Source organism: Amycolatopsis sp. FBCC-B4732 (genome assembly GCF_023008405.1).
In the GTDB taxonomy this organism is placed as follows: Bacteria; Actinomycetota; Actinomycetes; order Mycobacteriales; family Pseudonocardiaceae; genus Amycolatopsis; species Amycolatopsis pretoriensis_A.
On sequence record NZ_CP095376.1, the window covers coordinates 1,421,839 to 1,440,428 of the forward strand.

At 70.6% G+C, this 18,590-nt stretch carries 18 protein-coding genes; 12 read left to right on the plus strand and 6 right to left on the minus strand.

The window, feature by feature from the left end; translation table 11 throughout:
* Positions 1-62 precede the first annotated feature (62 nt).
* Positions 63-1,247: a putative cytokinetic ring protein SteA gene (steA, locus tag MUY14_RS05780; RefSeq protein ID WP_247021554.1), complete on the plus strand. Its 1,185-nt coding sequence runs from the start codon at positions 63-65 to the stop codon at positions 1,245-1,247.
* Positions 1,244-2,194, plus strand: coding sequence for a copper transporter (locus tag MUY14_RS05785; RefSeq protein WP_247021556.1), 951 nt, complete (start codon positions 1,244-1,246; stop codon positions 2,192-2,194). The genes steA and MUY14_RS05785 overlap by 4 nt, the downstream gene beginning before the upstream one ends.
* A gap of 26 nt (positions 2,195-2,220) precedes the next feature.
* Here MUY14_RS05785 and MUY14_RS05790 read toward each other — a convergent pair whose 3' ends face one another.
* The 4 genes from MUY14_RS05790 to MUY14_RS05805 form a co-directional block, all read right to left on the minus strand.
* Positions 2,221-3,975 carry a glycosyl hydrolase family 18 protein gene (locus tag MUY14_RS05790; RefSeq protein ID WP_396126754.1) on the minus strand — a complete coding sequence of 585 codons (1,755 nt, stop codon included), beginning with the start codon at positions 3,973-3,975 and terminating at the stop codon, positions 2,221-2,223.
* 122 nt (positions 3,976-4,097) lie between these two features.
* Entirely contained in the window at positions 4,098-5,363 is a 1,266-nt protein-coding gene (locus MUY14_RS05795) for an alginate lyase family protein (RefSeq protein ID WP_247021558.1), read from the minus strand.
* Positions 5,364-5,455: 92 nt separating this feature from the next.
* Positions 5,456-6,163 carry an aspartate/glutamate racemase family protein gene (locus MUY14_RS05800; RefSeq protein WP_247021560.1) on the minus strand — a complete coding sequence of 236 codons (708 nt, stop codon included), beginning with the start codon at positions 6,161-6,163 and terminating at the stop codon, positions 5,456-5,458.
* A complete protein-coding gene (locus MUY14_RS05805; protein WP_247021562.1) occupies positions 6,160-7,581 on the minus strand; it encodes an NCS1 family nucleobase:cation symporter-1 in 1,422 nt (473 codons plus the stop codon). The genes MUY14_RS05800 and MUY14_RS05805 overlap by 4 nt, the downstream gene beginning before the upstream one ends.
* A gap of 138 nt (positions 7,582-7,719) precedes the next feature.
* Between MUY14_RS05805 and MUY14_RS05810 the strand changes: the two genes are divergently transcribed.
* The 4 genes from MUY14_RS05810 (at position 7,720) to MUY14_RS05825 (ending at position 12,155) form a co-directional block, all read left to right on the plus strand.
* On the plus strand, positions 7,720-8,382 hold the full coding sequence (locus MUY14_RS05810) for a GntR family transcriptional regulator (protein ID WP_247021564.1): 663 nt from the start codon (positions 7,720-7,722) through the stop codon (positions 8,380-8,382).
* Positions 8,383-8,587: 205 nt separating this feature from the next.
* The gene (locus MUY14_RS05815) at positions 8,588-9,739 is read left to right on the plus strand and encodes an acyltransferase (RefSeq protein WP_247021565.1); all 1,152 of its coding nucleotides are present in this window, start codon (positions 8,588-8,590) and stop codon (positions 9,737-9,739) included.
* Positions 9,740-9,828: 89 nt separating this feature from the next.
* Complete coding sequence (locus MUY14_RS05820) at positions 9,829-11,529, plus strand: CTP synthase (RefSeq protein ID WP_247021567.1); 1,701 nt, start codon at positions 9,829-9,831, stop codon at positions 11,527-11,529.
* The gene (locus tag MUY14_RS05825; protein WP_247021569.1) at positions 11,526-12,155 is read left to right on the plus strand and encodes an NUDIX hydrolase; all 630 of its coding nucleotides are present in this window, start codon (positions 11,526-11,528) and stop codon (positions 12,153-12,155) included. Before MUY14_RS05820 ends, MUY14_RS05825 begins: the two co-directional genes overlap by 4 nt.
* Before the next feature lie 21 nt (positions 12,156-12,176).
* Here MUY14_RS05825 and MUY14_RS05830 read toward each other — a convergent pair whose 3' ends face one another.
* Entirely contained in the window at positions 12,177-12,671 is a 495-nt protein-coding gene (locus MUY14_RS05830) for a DUF1707 domain-containing protein (RefSeq protein ID WP_247021570.1), read from the minus strand.
* Between the two features lie 92 nt (positions 12,672-12,763).
* On the opposite strand from MUY14_RS05830, the gene xerD reads away from it, so the two are divergent.
* The 6 genes from xerD (at position 12,764) to MUY14_RS05860 (ending at position 17,708) form a co-directional block, all read left to right on the plus strand.
* A complete protein-coding gene (gene xerD, locus MUY14_RS05835; RefSeq protein ID WP_247025067.1) occupies positions 12,764-13,666 on the plus strand; it encodes a site-specific tyrosine recombinase XerD in 903 nt (300 codons plus the stop codon).
* 147 nt (positions 13,667-13,813) lie between these two features.
* On the plus strand, positions 13,814-14,791 hold the full coding sequence (locus tag MUY14_RS05840) for a ParA family protein (protein ID WP_247021572.1): 978 nt from the start codon (positions 13,814-13,816) through the stop codon (positions 14,789-14,791).
* Positions 14,788-15,201: a cobyrinic acid a,c-diamide synthase gene (locus tag MUY14_RS05845; RefSeq protein WP_247021574.1), complete on the plus strand. Its 414-nt coding sequence runs from the start codon at positions 14,788-14,790 to the stop codon at positions 15,199-15,201. The genes MUY14_RS05840 and MUY14_RS05845 overlap by 4 nt, the downstream gene beginning before the upstream one ends.
* Positions 15,201-16,103, plus strand: a complete 903-nt coding sequence (locus MUY14_RS05850; protein ID WP_247021576.1) for a ScpA family protein — start codon at positions 15,201-15,203, stop codon at positions 16,101-16,103. The genes MUY14_RS05845 and MUY14_RS05850 overlap by 1 nt, the downstream gene beginning before the upstream one ends.
* Positions 16,100-16,969, plus strand: a complete 870-nt coding sequence (gene scpB / locus MUY14_RS05855; protein WP_247021578.1) for an SMC-Scp complex subunit ScpB — start codon at positions 16,100-16,102, stop codon at positions 16,967-16,969. Before MUY14_RS05850 ends, scpB begins: the two co-directional genes overlap by 4 nt.
* Positions 16,956-17,708: a pseudouridine synthase gene (locus MUY14_RS05860; protein WP_247021580.1), complete on the plus strand. Its 753-nt coding sequence runs from the start codon at positions 16,956-16,958 to the stop codon at positions 17,706-17,708. Before scpB ends, MUY14_RS05860 begins: the two co-directional genes overlap by 14 nt.
* Here the strand turns inward: MUY14_RS05860 and MUY14_RS05865 are convergent.
* The gene (locus tag MUY14_RS05865) at positions 17,687-18,526 is read right to left on the minus strand and encodes an SAM-dependent methyltransferase (RefSeq protein ID WP_247021582.1); all 840 of its coding nucleotides are present in this window, start codon (positions 18,524-18,526) and stop codon (positions 17,687-17,689) included. The two genes, MUY14_RS05860 and MUY14_RS05865, sit on opposite strands and share 22 nt — an antisense overlap.
* Between the last annotated feature and the right edge of the window lie 64 nt (positions 18,527-18,590).

Sequence of the window (18,590 nt, forward strand, 5' to 3'; positions counted from 1 at the left end):
AGTCACAGCGGCTACGGCGTGGCGTACCTCGTCCCACGAGCAAATTTGTCACCATCGGCCACATGAAGCTCACCGGCCTGCTCACGCGGAACCAAGAACCCCTCCCGGGGATCACCGGGGTCGCGCGGGTCGACCGCCGCACGCGGGAGCTCCTGCGTCGGCTCAGTCCGGGCGACATCGTCGTGCTCGACCAGCTGGACCTCGACCGCGCGACGGCCGACGCGCTGGTCGAGGCGGAGGTCGCCGGCGTGGTCAACGCGTCGCCGTCGATCTCCGGCCGGTTCCCGAACATGGGCCCGGAAATCCTCGTCGCGGCCGGCATCCCGCTCGTCGACTCGGTCGGCGGCGAGCTGCTGCGCACGATCAAGGACGGCACGAAGCTGCGGTTGCACGACGGCGTCGTGTTCGTCGGCGAGCGGCAGGTCGCGTCGGGCATCGAGCAGAGCGCCGACAGCGTCGCCGACCAGATGATCGAGGCCAAGGCCGGGATGTCGACGCAGCTCGAGGCGTTCTCGGCCAACACCATCGAGTTCCTGCGGCGCGAGCGCACGCTGATCCTCGACGGCGTCGGCGTGCCGGAGCTGAAGGTGTCGATCCGCGACCGGCACGTCCTCGTCGTGGCGGGCGGCAACGGGCACGCCGAAGACCTCAAGAAGCTCAAGAAGTACATCGCCGAGCACCGCCCGGTGCTGGTCGGCGTCGACGCCGGCGCGGACACCCTGCACGTGCAGGGCTACAAGCCCGACGTCATGGTCGGCGACCCCACCGGCATCGGCACCGCCACGCTGCGCGGCGGCGGCGAGGTCGTGGTGCCCGCCGCTCCGGACGGGCACGCCCCCGGTGTCGAGCGGATCCAGGACCTCGGCATCGGCGCGGTGACGTTCCCCGCGTCCGGCAACGCCGAAGACCTCGCGCTGCTGCTGGCCGACGCGCACGGCGCGAGCCTGGTCGTCACCGTCGGGTTCCAGGCGACCCTGCGCGAATTCCTCGACCACGGCCGGTCCGGCTCGAATCCCTCGACGTTCCTGACCCGGCTGAAGCTCGGCACGAAGCTCGTGGACGGGAAGGCGGTGGCGACGCTGCACCGCAGCCGGGTGTCGATCGGCGCGGTGGTGCTGCTCGTGCTCGCCGCGGTCGTGGTGGTCGCCGCGGCCCTGCTGGTGTCCGACGTCGGCTCGGTCTACCTGGACTGGCTCCGGCACACCTGGAATTCGCTCGCTGCCTGGGTCAAGGGATTGTTCACGTGATTTCGCTGCGCTACCACGTCGTTTCCATCGCCGCCTGCTTCCTCGCGCTGGCCGTCGGCGTCGTGCTCGGCTCGACCGCGCTGAACGGCACGCTGCTGTCCGGGCTGGCGGGGGAGAAGAAGGACCTCGGCAGCCAGGTTTCCGACCTCGAGGCGCAGCGCAACGCGCTCAACGCCCGGCTCGCCGACGCCGACGCGTTCGCCGGCTCGATGGGCCCGAAGGTCGTCGCCGGCGCGCTGGACAAGCGGACCGTGGTGCTGGTGACCACCGACGACGCGCGCCCGGCCGACCGGGATGCGCTCAAGCAGCTGATCGGCCAGGCCGGCGCTACGGTGACCGGCGAGGTCCAGCTGACGCCGGCGTTCGCCGACCCCGACAAGGCCGACCAGCTCCGCGACGTCGTCACGCGGCTGCAGCCGGCCGGCTCGAAGTTCCCGACCGCGGGCGACTCCGGCACCCTCGCCGGCGCGCTGCTCGGTTCGGTGCTGCTGCTGGACAAGACCACCGCGAAGCCGCAGTCCTCGGGCGAGGAGCTCGCGGCCGCGGTCGGCGGGCTCACCGACGGCGGGTTCGTCAAGGCGGGCGGCGACGTCAAGCCGGCCCAGCTGGCGATCGTGCTGACCGGCGCCCAGTCGACCGGCGACGGCGCGGGCGACCGCGCGGCGACGATCGGCCGCTTCGCCACCCAGCTCGACCGCTCCGGCGCCGGCACGGTGCTCGCGGGCGACGCCGGTTCGGCCGAAGGCACCGGCGCGCTCGGCGTCGTCCGGGCGGACACGGCGGCGACGTCCATCCTGTCCACTGTGGACAACGTCGACTCCTCGGCCGGCCGGGTCAGCACGATCCTGGCCCTGAAGGAACAACTCGACGGCGGGGCCGGCCGGTACGGCATCGCCGGCAACGCCCAGGCCCCGGCGCCGGGGGTCACCAACCCCGCCGGCAACTGACCTCACGACCAGCCGCGGCAGACCCCTCAGCCGGCCAGCCAGAGGGCGGGGACGTTGGGCGGTTCCCAGCCCACCAGTGAGGTGTGGCCCTGGCGGCACGTGTACGTGATGCCGTTGTAAGTCACCTTCGCGCCCGTGGCGTAAGCCGTGTTCGGGGCCCAGGCGGGGATCGACGGCGGTGTGGTGGGCGTGGTCGTCGTCGGCGGTGTGGTGGGCGTGGTCGGGGTCGTGGGGGTGGTGGTCGGAGTGGTGGGGGTGGTGGTCGGCGGGGGCGTCGAGCAGTTCGGCGTCGACGCCGCGAGGCCGTTGACCACCGCGTGGAACAGCGTCGAGCCCGGGTCCAGGTCGTAGAGCGAGAACATCATCGCGCCGCCCAGGCCGGTGCAGTGGATGTAGTCCGTGCGGGCCTTGACCGACTGCGCCGACGAGCCGCCGTAGAAGCTGGTGCCGTCATAGAACCAGGCCGACTGCGTGACCGGGTCCCAGTACGTGTCCGCCGGGTTGTCGACGACGCCGGAGAGCTCCTTGTACATCGCGACGCCGGGGACGTTGCCGCTCGACGGGTGGCCGGGCGACGGGCCCGAAGCCGGCTGGTAGAGGCCGTGGTTCGAGCCGGACGGCACGCCCGTCCAGCCGCGGTAGTAGAACGGGATGCCGAGTGTCAGCTTGGCCGCCGGGAAGCCGCCCGGGATGCCGTAGGTGCTGTTGCCGTTCAGGTAGTCCTTGACCACCGAGTCGATCGTGTACTTCTCGGTGCCCGGCGGGATCGTACCGGACGGGTCGTTCGGCGACGAGTACAGCGGGTCCTGGAAGTTCGTCGGGCCGGTCGCGTCCCACGCGCCGTGCATGTCGTAGGTCATCGCGTTGCCGAAGTCCAGGTACTGGCCGATCTTGTCGGTCTGGATCTTCGCGATCTTGTCCTGGCCGCCGGGCAGGGCGGCCGAGAGCGCGTAGTGCTTGCCGCCCAAGGCGTCCAGCTCGCCGCGGAACTCCGCCATCAGCGCGGTGTAGTTCGCCGTGTCGGCGGCGCTGTAGTGGTTGCCGAGGTGCCCGGTCGGCGAACCCGGGTACTCCCAGTCGATGTCGACGCCGTCGAAGATGCCCGCCGCGGTGCCCGGGCCGCCGTAGCCGCCGGACGCCGGGATGTTGCCCTTGATGAACATGTCCAGGCACGAGCCGACGAACTTCTTGCGCGACGCGTCGGTCGCGGCGGCGTCGGAGAAGTACTTCGAGTACGTCCAGCCGCCGATCGACAGCAGCACCTTGAGGTTCGGGTGCTTGGCCTTGAGCTCCTGGAGCTGGTGGAAGTTGCCGGCGATCGGCTGGTTCCAGGTGTCGGCGGTGCCGTCGACGCTGATGTCGGAGCCGAACGTCTTCTGGTAGTCGGCGAACTGGTCCTCGGCGCCGTCGCCGGCGTTCGGGTCGTTCTCGCCGCCCGGGTCCGGCGTCGTCGCCTTCGTGGTTTCGAAGCAGGTGAGGGTGGCGGGGTCGATGTTCTCGAAGTCGTAGAGCAGGTAGTCGAGGTTGCCGGCGATCGCGTCGACGTTCTTCAGGTAGTAGGCGTTCTGGTAGATGGACCACTGGTCGTAGTAGGCGATCCGGACCCCGCCGGAGCCGGCGGCGGCCGCCGGGGGTGCGGCGGGGCCGGCGGCGGTGAACGCGCCGACGACGAGCGCGGCCGCGGCGGCGGCGAACACGGCGGATCTTCGCTGCATGGGTGTCTCCTCGCGCAGGCGGACGGCCCTCTCCCAGGCCGCGACGGCGCGGGAGAGGGCGTCCACGACGGTTCCTTCACGAGCGGGTCCGGCCCCGGTCATGAATGTGCGCGCGCGGGCACCGAGTGTCAATGCTTTGGACTAGACCAATCATGGAAACGGTGCGCTATGCGCTGTTGTGTCCGGATTTACTTCAGCGGCGGGTCCAGCGGGAAGCAGGAAACGCGCGCCGGCCACGTGTCCCCGCCCGCGGGCAGCGGCATCTGCTTCACCGCCGCGGCCGCGTCGGTGTCGTGCGCTTCCTCGGCCGCCGCGTGGAAGATGTCCGCCGCGATCGACTGGTCGAACACGCCGATCTGCTGGTGCGGCCAGGCTTCCGCGCCGTGCAGGGCGCCCGGGATCAGCTGGTCGACGACCTTCCGCAGCGTGACGCCGTTCGAGGCCCGGTACTTCCAGACGTCGACGCCGAGGTTCTTGCCCACCTCGGCCATTCGGCCCCACGCCGTGAGGTTGAAGTTGACGTAGTGCCACGACATCGTGCGCGAGAGCTCGAGCGGCTGGCTGCCGTCGGCGGCGAACTGCACCGGGAACCGCTTCTTCTCGGCGTCCAGAACGATCTTCCGAGCTGCGTCCTTCTGGCCCAGGTACGCCGAGATCGCCGCGTTCTGCATGTCGAGGAACGTGCCGTGGTTGTTGGTGGCGGCCAGTTCCAGCTTCGCCTGCGGGCTGGTCTGCATCCACGTCAGGTACTGGCCCAGCCACGCCTTGATCCCCGCGCGGTCCTGGCCGGTCCAGCCCGGCGCGCCGCCGTCGAGCAGCGCGAACGCGTCCATCAGCTGGCTGAACGACTGCGTCGAGTCGATGATCCCGGTGCCGCTGACCGTGTCCTTGCACGGGATGATCTGGGAGTACGTCATGTTCGGGTTCATCCGCGTCGCCGGGTCGAGGAACCACGTCCGGATGTCCAGCGCCGCCCGGTTCGCGTACTTCGCGTCGCCGGTGTAGTACCAGGCGAGCGAGAGGTGGTACATCGCGTCCCACGCCCACATCCGGTACGTGTGGTCGGTGATCGCGTCGGCCTCCGGGTTGCGCTGGCCGTCCTTGCTGACGTACGGGCAGCCCTGCGGGTTTTCCGGCGTCTTCGGCCGGCTCGCCCACCAGTAGGGCGCCTGGCTCGTGTAATCGTGCTTGTTCCCGCTCGGCGGCGCGGACGGCTTGTTCATGACCGACCACGGCCCGGCGGTCAGAGCCGTGTTCGCTTTGTCCAGCACGGCTTTCAGCGCGTCCCGCTGGGCTTGGGACGCGTGGCCGGTGCGGATCGCCTGCTTGATCCCGGCGAGCTTGACGCCGTCGGTGACGATCGTGTGGGGTGGCGCCGCGGCGGCCGCCGTCCCGCTGACCGGGACCAGGAGGAGGCTCGCGGAAACCGCCAGCGCGCCTAGGGCTTTTCGCACGTCGACCGCCTTCCGGGGACGTCGGAATCCCCATGTCGTCACCGGGCGGCGGTACGGCTGGGGAGGATTCTGACGTCCCCGTGCGGCGGGTGTCAATCGGGCCAGGTGCGGCGCTTGTCCAGCGGGCGCGCGTACGAACCCGCGCGGCTCGTCTTCAACCCCAGCGCCACCAGGGATTCCGCGAGCCGGACCGCGGCCGCGACGCCGTCGATGACCGGGATGTCCAGCATCGTCGCGATCTTCCGGTCCAGCCCGGTCATCCCGGCGCAGCCGAGCACGAGCACCTCCGCGCCGGCGTCCCGCGCGCGGCGGCCGGCGGTGAGCAACGCCGATTCCGTGCGGCGTTCGTCCGTCAGCTCAAGCACGCCGAGCCCGGCGCCGGTGACCGTGACGCAGTTCTGCGCGACGCCGGCTGAGTGCAGGCTGTCCTCGATCAGCCCGCACGTCCGGTCCAAAGTGGTCACCACGCCGTAGCGCCGGCCGAGCAGGCAGGCCAGGTGCGCGGCGGCTTCGGTGATGTCGACGACCGGGACGTCCAGCAGCTCGCGGGCGCCCTCGCGGCCGTGCTCGCCGAACCCGGCGAGCACGACGGCGTCGAACGGCTCGTCCAGGCCCCGCAACAGGTCCAGCACGGCCGCAGCGGACAGGAAGCTGTCCAGCCAGCCCTCGGCCGACTCCGGGCCCCAGCGCGGCGTCCTGGCGAGGATCTCGGTGCCGGGACTCGCGGCGGCGCGGGCCCCGGCTTCGATCTCCTTCGTCATCGCTTCGGTGGTGTTGCAGTTGGTGACGACGATCCTCATCGGTGCTTCCTCGAGACCGCGAAGTACAGCAGCGCCGACGACGCCGTGCCGATGAACCACGAGTACGGCGCGGCCGGGGCGAAGAACGGCACCAGCGCGATCACCGCCGCCAGCGCGGCGGTCGGGAAGAACGTCACCAGCGCACGCGGGTTCACCCGCGGGTAGATCCCGTCGGCGACGAAGAGCTGGGCGACGTCGACCTTGCCGCGCCGGATCAGGTAGTAGTCGACGATCATGATCCCGAACAGCGGGCCGAGGAACGCGCCGAGGCCGCCGAGGAAGTAGTTGACCACCGTGGGCGAGGAGTACAGCTTCCACGGCAGCACGCACAACGCGGCCACCGCGCTGATCAGCCCGCCGACGGTGAACGAGATCCGCTTCGGCCAGATGTTGGCCAGGTCGTAGGCGGGGGAGACGAAGTTGGCGACGATGTTGACGCCCATCGTGGCGATGGCGAAGGTCAGCGCGCCGACGATCAGCACCGGCGTGTTGTGCACCTTCGACAGCAGCTCGGCCGGGTCGGTGATGGCCTCGCCGAACACCTGCATGCTGCCGGCGGTGACGATCACCGACAGCAGCGCGAACGCCGTCGAGTTGATCGGCAGGCCCCAGAAGTTGCCGCGCTTCACCGTCTTCTGGTCCGGGGCGTTGCGGGAGAAGTCGCAGAAGTTCAGCATCAGCGTGCCGTAGGTGGCCAAGATCAGGCCGGCGGCGCCGAACCACTGCCGGATCTGCTCGCCGGTCGAGAGCTGCTTCGGGCTGCTGGTCAGGGAAATGTGCCAGTTGCCCGCGGCGAGGATCCAGACGGCTAGGGCGATCATCACGACCCAGATCGCCGGGCCGCACCAGTCCTGGAACTTGCGCACCGACTCCATGCCGCGGGTGAGGATCAGCGCCTGGACCGCCCACAGCGCGACGAAGCAGATCCAGCCGAGCGCGTGCAGGCCGAGGAAACCGTGCTCGGTCAGCGGTTTCAGGCCCGGGTCGATGGCGAGCACGAGCAGCGTGATGGCGACGCTGGCGAGGTAGGTCTGGATGCCGTACCAGAAGATCGCGATGATCGCGCGGATCAGGGCGGGCAGGTTGGCGCCGAACGTGCCGAAGCTGATCCGCGCGACGACCGGGAACGGCACGCCGGTGCGCTGGCCGATCCGGCCCATCAGGTTCATGCCGATGTAGATGATCACGAAGCCGAACAGCAGGGCGGTGAACACCTGCCAGGCCGAAAGGCCGAGCACGAACAGGCCGGCGGCGAAGGTGTAGTTGCCGAGGTTGTGCACGTCGGACATCCACAGCGCGAAGATGTCGTAGACCTTCCAGCGGCGTTCCTTCGCGGGGGCGAGGTCTTCGTTCCAGAGCCGGGGGTCCGGGGGTGGGCTCGTCTGTTGCTGGGTTTCGGTGAGCGGGGCGGCGGTCATGCGGGCCTCCGATCGACGTGCAGCGACGGCGATTTGGGATACCAAAATTTGGCATCCCAAATATCACCCTCGGGTTCGCCGCCGTCAACCCTCCGGTCCGTAAACTCGTGTTACGAGCTTGTTGAAGAGAGGGGACCGGTGACGACGGCGAGCGAGCGGCAGCCCCTGGCGGCCACCCGCCAGCGGGTGCGCGACGAGCTGCGCGAACGGATCCTGACCGGCCGGCTCCGCCCGGGTGACCGGCTGGTCGAGCGCGAGCTGGCCGAAGACCTCGGCGTCTCCCGCGTGCCGGTTCGCGAGGCCATCCGCGCGCTCGAGGCCGAGGGGTTCCTCGTCGAGCAGTCGGCGCGCCGGATCGTCGTCCGGCAGCTGGCGCGCGTCGACGTCGAGGAGCTGTTCGACGTCCGGGAGGCGCTCGAAGGGCTGGCGGCCGGGCTGGCGGCGTCGCGCGCGGGTGCGGCGGAGCTGAAGCGCCTCGGCCGCGTCCTCGCCGACGCGGCCCGCGCGACGGCTCGCGGGGACGCCGCCCGGATCACCGTGCTCAACTCGCGCTTCCACGACGAGATCGTCGCCATCGCGGGCAACGCGCTGCTCACCACGATGCTCCAGCCGCTGGAGGGCAGGCTCCGCTGGCTCACGAGCCAGAACGAGCACTGGGCCGACCTGCTCGACGAGCACCGGCGGCTGTACGAGGCGATCGCGTCGGGCGACGCCGAGCGGGCGAAGGCGTCCGCGGTCGAGCACGTGCGCGTCAACCGGGACGTGACGCTGCGCTCGCTCTTTCCGCAGGTCACAGCTTGATGACGAAGGTCACGCTGCGTACCGGAGAACTCACGCGATAACATGATCGCCGGGAGATCGCTCCCTGAGTGGAAGTGGCATATCCGACACGCCCCAGGAGCCCGCTCAACAGGCGCTTCCCAGTGGCTTCATGGGAAATTCACAGAATGGGTGGCAAGTCTGACAACGTGAACCACGCCGACGATGGTGCCGGAACGGCGGCACGATGACGACTGCCCAGGCCACTCTCGAAGCCCCCGCCCGCCTCGCGAGACAGCGCGGGAAAGCGCCGTACCTGCACCAGATCGACCTCTTCCGGTTGATCACGTTCGCGTGCGTGATCCTCATCCACGTGGTCGGCGCCACGAACTTCGCGCAGGACGTCGGCGCCAACGCCGTCGAGACGCCGCTGCACTTCACCCGTGAGGCGTTCTTCGCGCTGACCGGCTTCGTGCTGGTGTTCCAGAACCGCGGCCGCGAAATCACCCCCGGCGACTTCTGGCGCAAGCGCCTGCCGCTGGTCGCGACGCCCTACCTGGCGTGGACGATGTTCTTCTGGGCCTTCTCGCTGGTCACCGGGACGCAGCAGCCGGACTCGCTCGAGGCGTCGATGCGCTTGCTGCTCAAGGACCTCGTCACCGGCGGTGCCTGGTACCACCTGTACTTCCTGCTCGTGACGATGCAGGTGTACCTGCTGTTCCCGGTGCTGATCAAGCTGCTGCGGGCGACCGCGGGCAAGCACAAGTGGCTGCTGCTCGGCAGCGGCGCCGTGCAGGTCGGCGTCACGCTGTTCATGACGTACCAGCCGTTCGGCGTGAGCTACGAGACGATCACGCACCTGTACGCCACGATCCTGCCGTACCAGTTCTACACGCTGTTCGGGGCCGTGGTGGCCTTCCACTTCGAGACCGTGCACGCCTGGGTCGGCCGGCACCGGCTGCTGCTCGGCGGCGCGCTCCTCGCCGTGCTCGCCGGCACCGAGTGGTACTACCTCCGCACCGTCCACAGTGGAACGTTCCCGCAGGTGGCCAGCGACCCGTTCCAGCCGTACCTGATCCCGTGGTTCCTCACGGTGATCGCGGCGATCTACGCGTTCACCACGTGGTGGGCCGCACGCCGCCGTGAAGGCAGCCGGGGCGCCCGGGTGGTGTCGTGGGCGGCGAACCGGTCGTTCGGCATCTTCCTCGTCCACCCGCTCGCGCTGGCCCTGCTCGGGCCGGTGATCCCGCACGTGGCCGAGCGCTTCGGCGCGCCGTGGCTGAGCGCGGTCATCTACCTCGCGACGATCGCGCTGACGATCGTCATGGTGGAGGTGCTCCGGCGGCTGCCCGGTAGCCGCGCGCTCACCGGCCGTCCCCGGCTGAAGGTCGCCGCCTGAGTAGCCCGACAGGGTGGTCAGGAGCACAAAAGACAGTTCGGGCATGTCACAACGAGCGGATCCGCAGGGTTGGGATATGCTGGCGGCCCGTGGGACTTCAGTCACGGGCTACCAAGTACGTTTTTGTCACCGGAGGCGTCGCCTCCTCTCTGGGTAAGGGACTCACGGCTTCGAGCCTGGGACAACTCCTTACCGCGCGCGGGCTTCGCGTCACGATGCAGAAGCTCGATCCGTACCTCAACGTCGACCCCGGGACGATGAACCCGTTCCAGCACGGTGAGGTCTTCGTCACCGACGACGGTGCGGAGACCGACCTCGACATCGGGCACTACGAGCGCTTCCTCGACCGCGACCTCGACGGCAAGGCCAACGTCACTACCGGTCAGGTCTACTCCGAGGTGATCGCCAAGGAGCGCCGCGGCGAATACCTCGGCGACACGGTGCAGGTCATCCCGCACATCACCGACGAGATCAAGGCCCGCATCACCGCGGCCGCCGAGCCGGACGAGTCCGGCCAGGCTCCCGACGTCGTCATCACCGAGGTGGGCGGCACGGTCGGCGACATCGAGTCGCTGCCGTTCCTGGAGGCGTGCCGCCAGGTCCGCCACGACGTCGGCCGCGACCACTGCTTCTTCCTGCACGTCTCGCTGGTGCCGTACCTGGCGCCCTCGGGCGAGCTGAAGACGAAGCCGACCCAGCACTCGGTCGCCGCGCTGCGCAACATCGGCATCCAGCCCGATGCGCTGGTCTGCCGGGCCGACCGGGAGATCCCCGAGGACCTCAAGCGCAAGATCGGCCTGATGTGCGACGTCGACACCGAGGCCGTCATCGCCTGCCCCGACGCGCGGTCGATCTACGACATCCCGAAGGTGCTGCACGGCGAGGCGCTCGACGCCTACGTCGTCCGCCGCCTCGGGCTGCCGTTCCGCGACGTCGACTGGACGGTGTGGGGCGACCTGCTCGACCGGGTGCACAACCCGAACGAGGTCGTGCGGGTCGCGGTCGTCGGCAAGTACATCGACCTGCCGGACGCCTACCTGTCGGTCACCGAGGCCCTGCGCGCGGGCGGGTTCGCCCACCGCGCCAAGGTCGAGATCGTCTGGGTCGCCTCCGACGACGCGCAGACCGCGTCCGGCGCGGCATCGGTGCTGTCCGATGTGGACGGTGTGCTGATCCCGGGCGGGTTCGGCATCCGCGGCATCGAGGGCAAGGTCGGCGCGATCGAGTACGCCCGCACCCGCGGCGTGCCGCTGCTCGGCCTGTGCCTCGGCCTGCAGTGCATGGTCATCGAGGCCGCGCGGAACCTGGCCGGCATCGAGGACGCGGGCTCGTCGGAGTTCGACGAGAACACCGAGCACCCGGTGATCTCGACCATGGCCGACCAGCGCGACGTCGTCGCGGGGGAGCGGGACATGGGCGGCACCATGCGCCTGGGCGCCTACCCGGCGAAGCTCAAGCCGGGTTCGCAGGCCGCGAAGGCCTACGGCAGCACCGAGGTGTCCGAGCGGCACCGGCACCGCTACGAGGTGAACAACGCCTACCGCAAGCAGCTCTCGGACGCGGGCCTGGTCTTCTCCGGCACCTCGCCGGACGACCACCTCGTCGAGTTCGTCGAGCTGCCCGCCGAGAAGCACCCGTTCTTCGTCGGCACGCAGGCGCACCCCGAGCTCAAGAGCCGCCCGACCCGGCCGCACCCGCTGTTCAGCGCGTTCGTCAAGGCCGTGGTGGACCGCAAGGTCGCCGAGCGGCTCCCGGTCGAGCTGCCCGAGGCCCCGGTGGCGGCCCGGTGACCGCGCCCGGCGAGCACGAGTTCAGCGTCGCGGCCAGCCGCGACATCCACATCGGCCGGGTCGTCGGCCTCCGGATCGACGAGGTCGTCATGCCCGGCGGCGGCACCGCGACCCGCGAGGTGATCGAGCACCTCGGCGCGGTGGCGATCGTCGCGCTGGACGACGAGCAGCAGGTCACGCTCATCCACCAGTACCGGCACCCGATCGGGCACCGGCTCTGGGAGCTGCCCGCCGGCCTGATCGACCACCTCGGCGAGGACCCGGTCGGCACGGCGAAGCGCGAGCTCGTCGAGGAGGTCGGGCTGGCGGCTTCGGACTGGGTGACCCTGGTCGACGTCGCGGCGTCGCCCGGCTTCACCGACGAGGTCGTGCGGGTGTTCCTGGCCCGCGGACTGTCCGATGTGGAGCGTGACGTGCTCGGCGAGGAGGAGGCGGACCTGGTGATCCGCAAGTTCCCCCTCGCCGAGGCCGTGCGGATGGCCCTGGCGGGCGAGCTGGTCAACGGCGCCACGGTGTCCGGGGTACTGGCCGCGCACGCGGTGCTCACCGGCGCGGGCGCGGCCCGGCCGGCGGACGCCCCGTGGGAAGACCGCCCGACGGCGTTCGCCAAGCGCAAGGAAGCCTGAGCTGCCCGGCTGCGCCCCGGTTCAGGGGCGCAGCCGGCGGCCTTCGGCGTCCGTGCCGCCGTTGACCAGCAGCACGATGCCGTCGATGATCGGCCACAGGATGCCGACCCCGGTGCAGAAGGTGGCGAAGAGCTGGGCGATGCCGAGGCCGGTCTGGCCGGTGTAGAACCGGCCGACGCCGAAGGGCAGCACGATCTGCAGCACTCCGGCCACCGTCTTCGACCGGTGCGAGTACACCGCGGGCGGCGGCCCGTACGGCATCGCCACGGGCATCGAGGGCGGCGCGTACACCGGCATCGGCATCGGTCCCGGTGGCGGCCCGAAGAAGCCCGGGTGCGGATGCGGCAGGTCGCGGAACAGCGGCCGCAGCTCGCCCAGCGTCGTCGCCGCGTAGGCGTCCGTCACCCGCGTCTCGTACTCGACCGGCGTGATGCGGCCCATGCCGAAGTGATCGGCGAGCAACCTCGCCGCCTCCTCACGCTCGGCGGTGCCGATGCGGAGTTCGTCGGACCCCATGGCTCCAAGGTAACCGAACGGGGTTTCTGCCGGGTCACGAGCGCCGCGCGGCCTAAGGTGACGGCGTGGCAGCCCCGGGCAGCACGGACGGCGTGATCGCCGCGTACCTCGACCACCTGGTCGTCGAACGCGGGACCGCGCGCAACACCCTGGACAGCTACGCCCGCGACCTGCGCCGGTACGCCGCGCACCTCGACGGCGCGGGCATCGGGAAGATCGCCGACGTCACCTCGGCGCACGTGACGTCGTTCGGCGCGGCGCTGCGCGAAGGCGACGAGGACCACAAGCCGCTGGCCGCGTCGTCGGCCGCGCGGGCCCTGGTCGCCGTGCGGGGCCTGCACAAGTTCGCCCACGCCGAGGGGCTCACCGAGCACAACCCGGCCCGCGAGGTCCGCCCGCCGACGCCGGCGAAGCGGCTGCCCAAGGCACTGCCCGTCGACGACGTCCTCCGGCTGCTGGAGACTCCGCCGCCGGACGGCGAACGCCCGCTGCGCGACCGGGCGCTGCTGGAGCTGCTCTACTCGACCGGGGCCCGGATCTCCGAAGCGGTCGGCCTCGACCTCGACGACGTCGACGACGCCGAGCGCACGGTGCTGCTCGACGGCAAGGGCGGCAAGCAGCGGCTGGTCCCGATCGGGCGGCCCGCGCTCGCCGCGGTGCACGCCTACACCGTGCGCGCGCGGCCGGCGCTCGCCGCGCGCGGCCGGGGCACCGCGGCGCTGTTCCTCAACGCCCGCGGCAGCCGGCTCTCGCGGCAGAGCGCGTGGCAGGTCCTCAAGGACACCGCCGGCCGCGCCGGGATCGCGGCCGTCGTCTCGCCGCACACGCTCCGCCACTCCTTCGCCACGCATCTGCTCGAGGGCGGCGCCGACGTCCGCGTCGTCCAGGAACTGCTCGGCCACGCCTCGGTGACGACGACGCAGGTGTACACGCTGGTCACGGTCAACACCCTGCGCGAGGTGTACGCCACGGCGCACCCGCGGGCGTTGGGCTAGACGGCCCTATAGAGCGCGAACAGCCTTCATACGCTGGACCGACGGTCGAGTGACATTGCCCCGTCGAGTCCGGCGCGTTGCTTTGCCGGGGCTCCGACTCCGCGCATAGGCTGCGGCGGACGCTGACGAACAAGGAGCTTTCGCGCCATGTCGACACCGAACCAGCCGGCCGCAACGGCCGAGTCCGCCGGGTCGGCGGCGGCGAACCTCAGCCAGGTCACCATCGCCACGCCCGCGATCCACGAAGGCGACGAACCACAGCAGCCGGAACGCAACGGCAAGAAGGTCAAGCTCGAGGGTATCGGGCCGACCGGCCGCCCGATCCGCGAGCACCCCGATCCGGCGCCGCTGGACCGGCACGGCCCGGCCAAGATCATGGCGATGTGCAACCAGAAGGGCGGCGTCGGCAAGACGACGTCGACCATCAACCTGGGTGCCGCCCTCGCCGAGTACGGCCGCAAGGTGCTCCTCGTCGACTTCGACCCGCAGGGCGCGCTCGCGGTCGGCCTCGGCATCCAGCCGCACGAACTGGACCACACGGTCTACAACGCCATCATGGAGCGGTCGGTCAGTGCCACCGACGTGCTCATGAAAACCCGCGTGGACGGCGTTGACCTGCTGCCGAGCAACATCGACCTGTCCGCGGCGGAGGTCCAGCTCGTCGCTGAGGTAGGGCGCGAGCACACGTTGTTACGGGTCCTGCGTCCGGTCATGAACGACTACGACTATGTTCTTGTGGACTGCCAGCCCTCGCTCGGCCTGCTCACGGTGAACGCGCTGACCGCCGCGGACGGCGTGATCATCCCGCTGGAGTGCGAGTTCTTCAGTCTGCGAGGCGTCGCCCTCCTGATCGACACCATCGAGAAGGTCCAGGAACGCCTCAACCCCAAACTGGACATAGTCGGGATTCTCGCCACCATGTACGACCCGAGAACCCTGCATTCGAAGGAGGTCATGGCTCGCGTGGTGGAGGCATTCGGCGAGACCGTGTTCGACACGGTCATCAACCGCACGGTGCGGTTCCCCGAGACGACGGTCGCGGGTGAGCCGATCACGACCTGGGCGCCCAAGTCGGCCGGCGCGGCGGCGTACCGCCAGCTGGCCCGCGAGGTGATCGCTCGGTGAGCAGGCGCGCTTCCCTGCCCGGAGCGTCGGAACTCTTCAGGATCACCTCCAGTCCCGCCCTCGATCTCCCGCCCCAGGCGCCGCCCGCGCCCGCCGAGCCCGCCGAGAAGGCCAAGCCCGCGGGCAACGGCCGGACCGAACAGCTGGCCCGCAGCGCGGCTCCGCACGGGTCGGGACGGACGAAGCACGACGCGAAGATCACGGTGTACGTCTCCGGCGACGAGCTCGTGGCCATGGAGCAGGCCCGGTTGACGCTGCGCGCCAAGCACGAGCTGGTCGTCGACCGCGGCCGGCTGGTCCGCGAGGCGGTGGCGGTGCTGCTGGCCGACTTCGACGCCAACGGCGAAGAGTCGGTGCTGGTGCAACGGCTGCGGGTGGTCGGCTCAGACGGCGGCGAAACCGAGGGCTGATGGACGAGCCGGCACCGGCTCCGGAGGAACAGGTCCCCGAAGAGCACCAGACGGTGCACGGCGGGATGATCCCCGAAGGCGTCAACACCGAAGAACTGAGCACGTCGAAGTTCAAGGTGCGGCTGGCCAACTTCGAGGGGCCGTTCGACCTGCTGCTGCAGCTCATCTCGCAGCACCAGCTCGACGTCACCGAGGTGGCGCTGCACCGGGTCACCGACGACTTCATCGCCTACACGCGCGCGCTGGGCGCCGACTGGAACCTCGACGAGACGACGGAGTTCCTGGTCATCGCGGCCACCCTGCTCGACCTCAAGGCGGCGCGGCTGCTGCCCTCGGCCGAGGTCGAGAGCGAAGACGACCTGGCGCTGCTGGAAGCGCGTGACCTGCTCTTCGCGCGGGTGCTGCAGTACCGCGCGTACAAGCAGGTGGCGGCGCTGTTCGGTGAGCTGGAACAGGGTGCGCTGCGGCGGTACCCGCGGTCGGTGGCGCTGGAGGACCGGTTCGTCGGGCTGCTGCCCGAGGTCATGCTGGGCGTCACGCCGGACAAGTTCGCGGAAATCGCGGTGGCGGTGTTCCGGCCGAAGCCGCCGCCGACGGTGTCGATCGCGCACATCCACATGGGCCGCATCTCGGTGCGCGAGCACGCGGCGATCCTGCGGGTGATGCTGGCCGAGCGCGGCCAGGCGACGTTCGGCGAGCTGGTCGACGACTGCGACCACACGGTGGAGGTCGTCGCGCGCTTCCTGGCGCTGCTGGAGCTCTACCGCGAGGCGACGGTCCAGTTCGAGCAGAGCGAGGCACTGGCCGAACTGCACGTCCGCTGGACGGGCGGTTCGAAGGAAGAAGCCTCCGCGGCGGCCGAGCTGGACCGCGCCGCCGGAGACGAAGAGGAGTACGGGTGAACCCCGAGAACGACGAAGTGGCCGAAGCACCGGCGCCGCCGGTGCCGGACGAGGCCGCGGCGGAGCTGGCACTGGACGAGGCCCTGTCCGGCGAGCCCGTGGACGAGGACGGGTCGCCGCTGGAACCCGTCGCCGAGGTGACCACCCCCGAGCCCGCACTTTCACGTGAAAGTGCGGATCCCGAGCGCGCACTTTCACGTGAAAGTGCGGATTCCGAGGCGGAGCTTTCACCGGAAAGCGACGCGGCCGAGGGGGAGCCGGGGCCCGATGATCCCGAGTCCGACCTGGTCGCCAGCGGGGACATCAGCCTGCTGCCGGACGTCGACTCCGACGAGGCACTGGAAGCCGCGCTCGAGTCGCTGCTGCTCGTCGTCGACTCGCCGGCCAGTGAGGAACTGCTCGCCGAAACGCTCGAGCAGCCGAAGGCGCGGATCGTCGTCGCGCTGCGCACCATGGCGCAGAAGTTCACCGACCGGACGTCCGGGATCGACCTGCGGCGCGTCGGCGAAGGGTGGCGGTTCTACACTAGGGACGTCTACGCCCCGTTCGTGGAGAAGCTCCTGCTGGACGGCCAGCGGTCGAAGCTGACCCGGGCCGCGCTGGAGAGCCTCGCCGTGATCGCGTACCGGCAACCGGTGACCCGGGCCAGGGTCGCCGCGGTGCGCGGCGTGAACGTGGACGGCGTGATCCGGACGCTGCTCGCGCGCGGCCTCATCGAAGAGATGGGGACCGACCCCGACACGACCGGCACGCTGTACGTGACGACCGAGCTGTTCCTGGAGCGACTGGGGCTGTCGTCACTGAACGACCTGCCCGCCATCGCTCCGTTGCTACCCGAAGTGGACACCATCGATGACATCCAGTGAACACCCCGACGGCATCCGCCTGCAGAAGGTGCTGTCGCAGGCCGGGGTCGCCTCCCGGCGCGCGGCGGAAGACCTGATCGCGGCCGGGCGGGTCGAGGTGGACGGCGAGGTCGTCACCGAGCTGGGCCGCCGGGTGCACCCGGACGAGGCGGTCATCCACGTCGACGGCACCCGCGTGAACCTGCGCGACGACCTGATCTACCTCGCGCTGAACAAGCCCAAGGGCGTCCACTCGACGATGTCGGACGACCGCGGCCGCCCGTGCGTCGGCGACTACCTCGCCGGCCGGTACGAGGAGACCCCCGGCGTCGTGCACGTCGGCCGGCTCGACGAGAACACCGAGGGCCTGCTGCTGCTGACCAACGACGGTGACCTCGGCCACCGGCTGATGCACCCGTCCTACCGGGTGCTCAAGACCTACCTCGCCGAGGTCGACGGCCTCGTGCCGCGCGGGCTCGGCAAGGAGCTGCGCAACGGCTGGGAGCTGCCCGACGGCATCATCAAGGTCGACCAGTTCCGGGTGAAGGACATGCACTCCGGCAAGTCGCTGGTGGAACTGGTCATCCACGAGGGCAAGAAGCACATCGTGCGCCGCCTGCTCAAGGACACCGGCCACCCGGTGCTCAAGCTGGTCCGCACGGCGGTCGGCGACGTCCAGCTCGGCAACCAGCGCGTCGGCTCGATCCGGCGGCTGACGAAGGGCGAGGTCGGGGCGCTCTACCGCAACGTCGAGCTCTGACCTCGTACGGCGGTGACGAAGCCGCCGGCGGTCGCGTCGTCGTCCGACGGCCGGCCGTAGGCGGCGGCCAGCTCGGCGCGGGTGACCGTCGACGGCGCCCAGCCGTGGGCGGCCAGCCACTCCGGTGCCCGCCCGCCGAGCCCGCCCCGCCACAGCGAGGTGACGTGCTCGCCGCCCGCGGCGGCCTTCGCGCGGGCGATCAGGCTGTCCGGCGGCGTGCCCGGCCGGTGCTCGAACGCGATCCGGCTGCCCGGTGCGGACAGCTCGCCGACGGTGGTCAGCAGCCGCTCGGCCTCCTCGGGCGTCAGGTACATCAGCAGGCCTTCGGCGAGCCACGCGGTCGGCGCGGCCGGGTCGAACCCGGCGCCGCGCAGCCGGGCCGCCCAGTCTTCCCGCAGGTCCGCGGGCACGACGACGCGTTCGCACGAAGGCTCGGCGTCCTGCTCGTCGAGCACGTCGTCCTTGAAGGCCAGCACTTCCGGCAGGTCCAGCTCGTACAGCCGGGTGCCGGCCGGCCAGGTCAGCCGGAACGCCCGCGTGTCCAGCCCGGCCGCGAGCAGCACGACCTGCGTGCAGTCGCTGCCGAGCAGGTGGTCGTCGTAGAAGCGGGTGCGGATCACGACCTGCGGGTAGAACAGCGCGCCGAGGCCGGCCTGCGGTCCGCCGGGCGACGCGTCCGGCAGCGCGGAGCGGCCCGCTTCGAAGAACGCGGCCGCGTACGGGTCGTCGAACAGGCGGTCCGGGCGGCGGCTCTCGGCGGCGCGCAACGCGGCGACGCCGACCGCGGTGCGGCTCACGGCGGGCAGGGACTCCGTCACGACCGCCAACGTACCCCCGACTTTCCGCCGTGGTGCGCGCGTTCCCCGGCTCGCTAGCGTGACG

Excerpts from the sequence above, each read along its gene's own strand:
- MUY14_RS05850 (WP_247021576.1), top strand. The coding sequence starts at position 15,201 with ATGGACGAGCCGGCACCGGCTCCGGAGGAACAGGTCCCCGAAGAGCAC.
- MUY14_RS05815 (WP_247021565.1), top strand. The coding sequence starts at position 8,588 with ATGACGACTGCCCAGGCCACTCTCGAAGCCCCCGCCCGCCTCGCGAGA.
- MUY14_RS05800 (WP_247021560.1), bottom strand. The coding sequence starts at position 6,163 with ATGAGGATCGTCGTCACCAACTGCAACACCACCGAAGCGATGACGAAG.
- MUY14_RS05840 (WP_247021572.1), top strand. The coding sequence starts at position 13,814 with ATGTCGACACCGAACCAGCCGGCCGCAACGGCCGAGTCCGCCGGGTCG.
- MUY14_RS05830 (WP_247021570.1), bottom strand. The coding sequence starts at position 12,671 with ATGGGGTCCGACGAACTCCGCATCGGCACCGCCGAGCGTGAGGAGGCG.
- steA (WP_247021554.1), top strand. The coding sequence starts at position 63 with ATGAAGCTCACCGGCCTGCTCACGCGGAACCAAGAACCCCTCCCGGGG.
- MUY14_RS05805 (WP_247021562.1), bottom strand. The coding sequence starts at position 7,581 with ATGACCGCCGCCCCGCTCACCGAAACCCAGCAACAGACGAGCCCACCC.
- MUY14_RS05860 (WP_247021580.1), top strand. The coding sequence starts at position 16,956 with ATGACATCCAGTGAACACCCCGACGGCATCCGCCTGCAGAAGGTGCTG.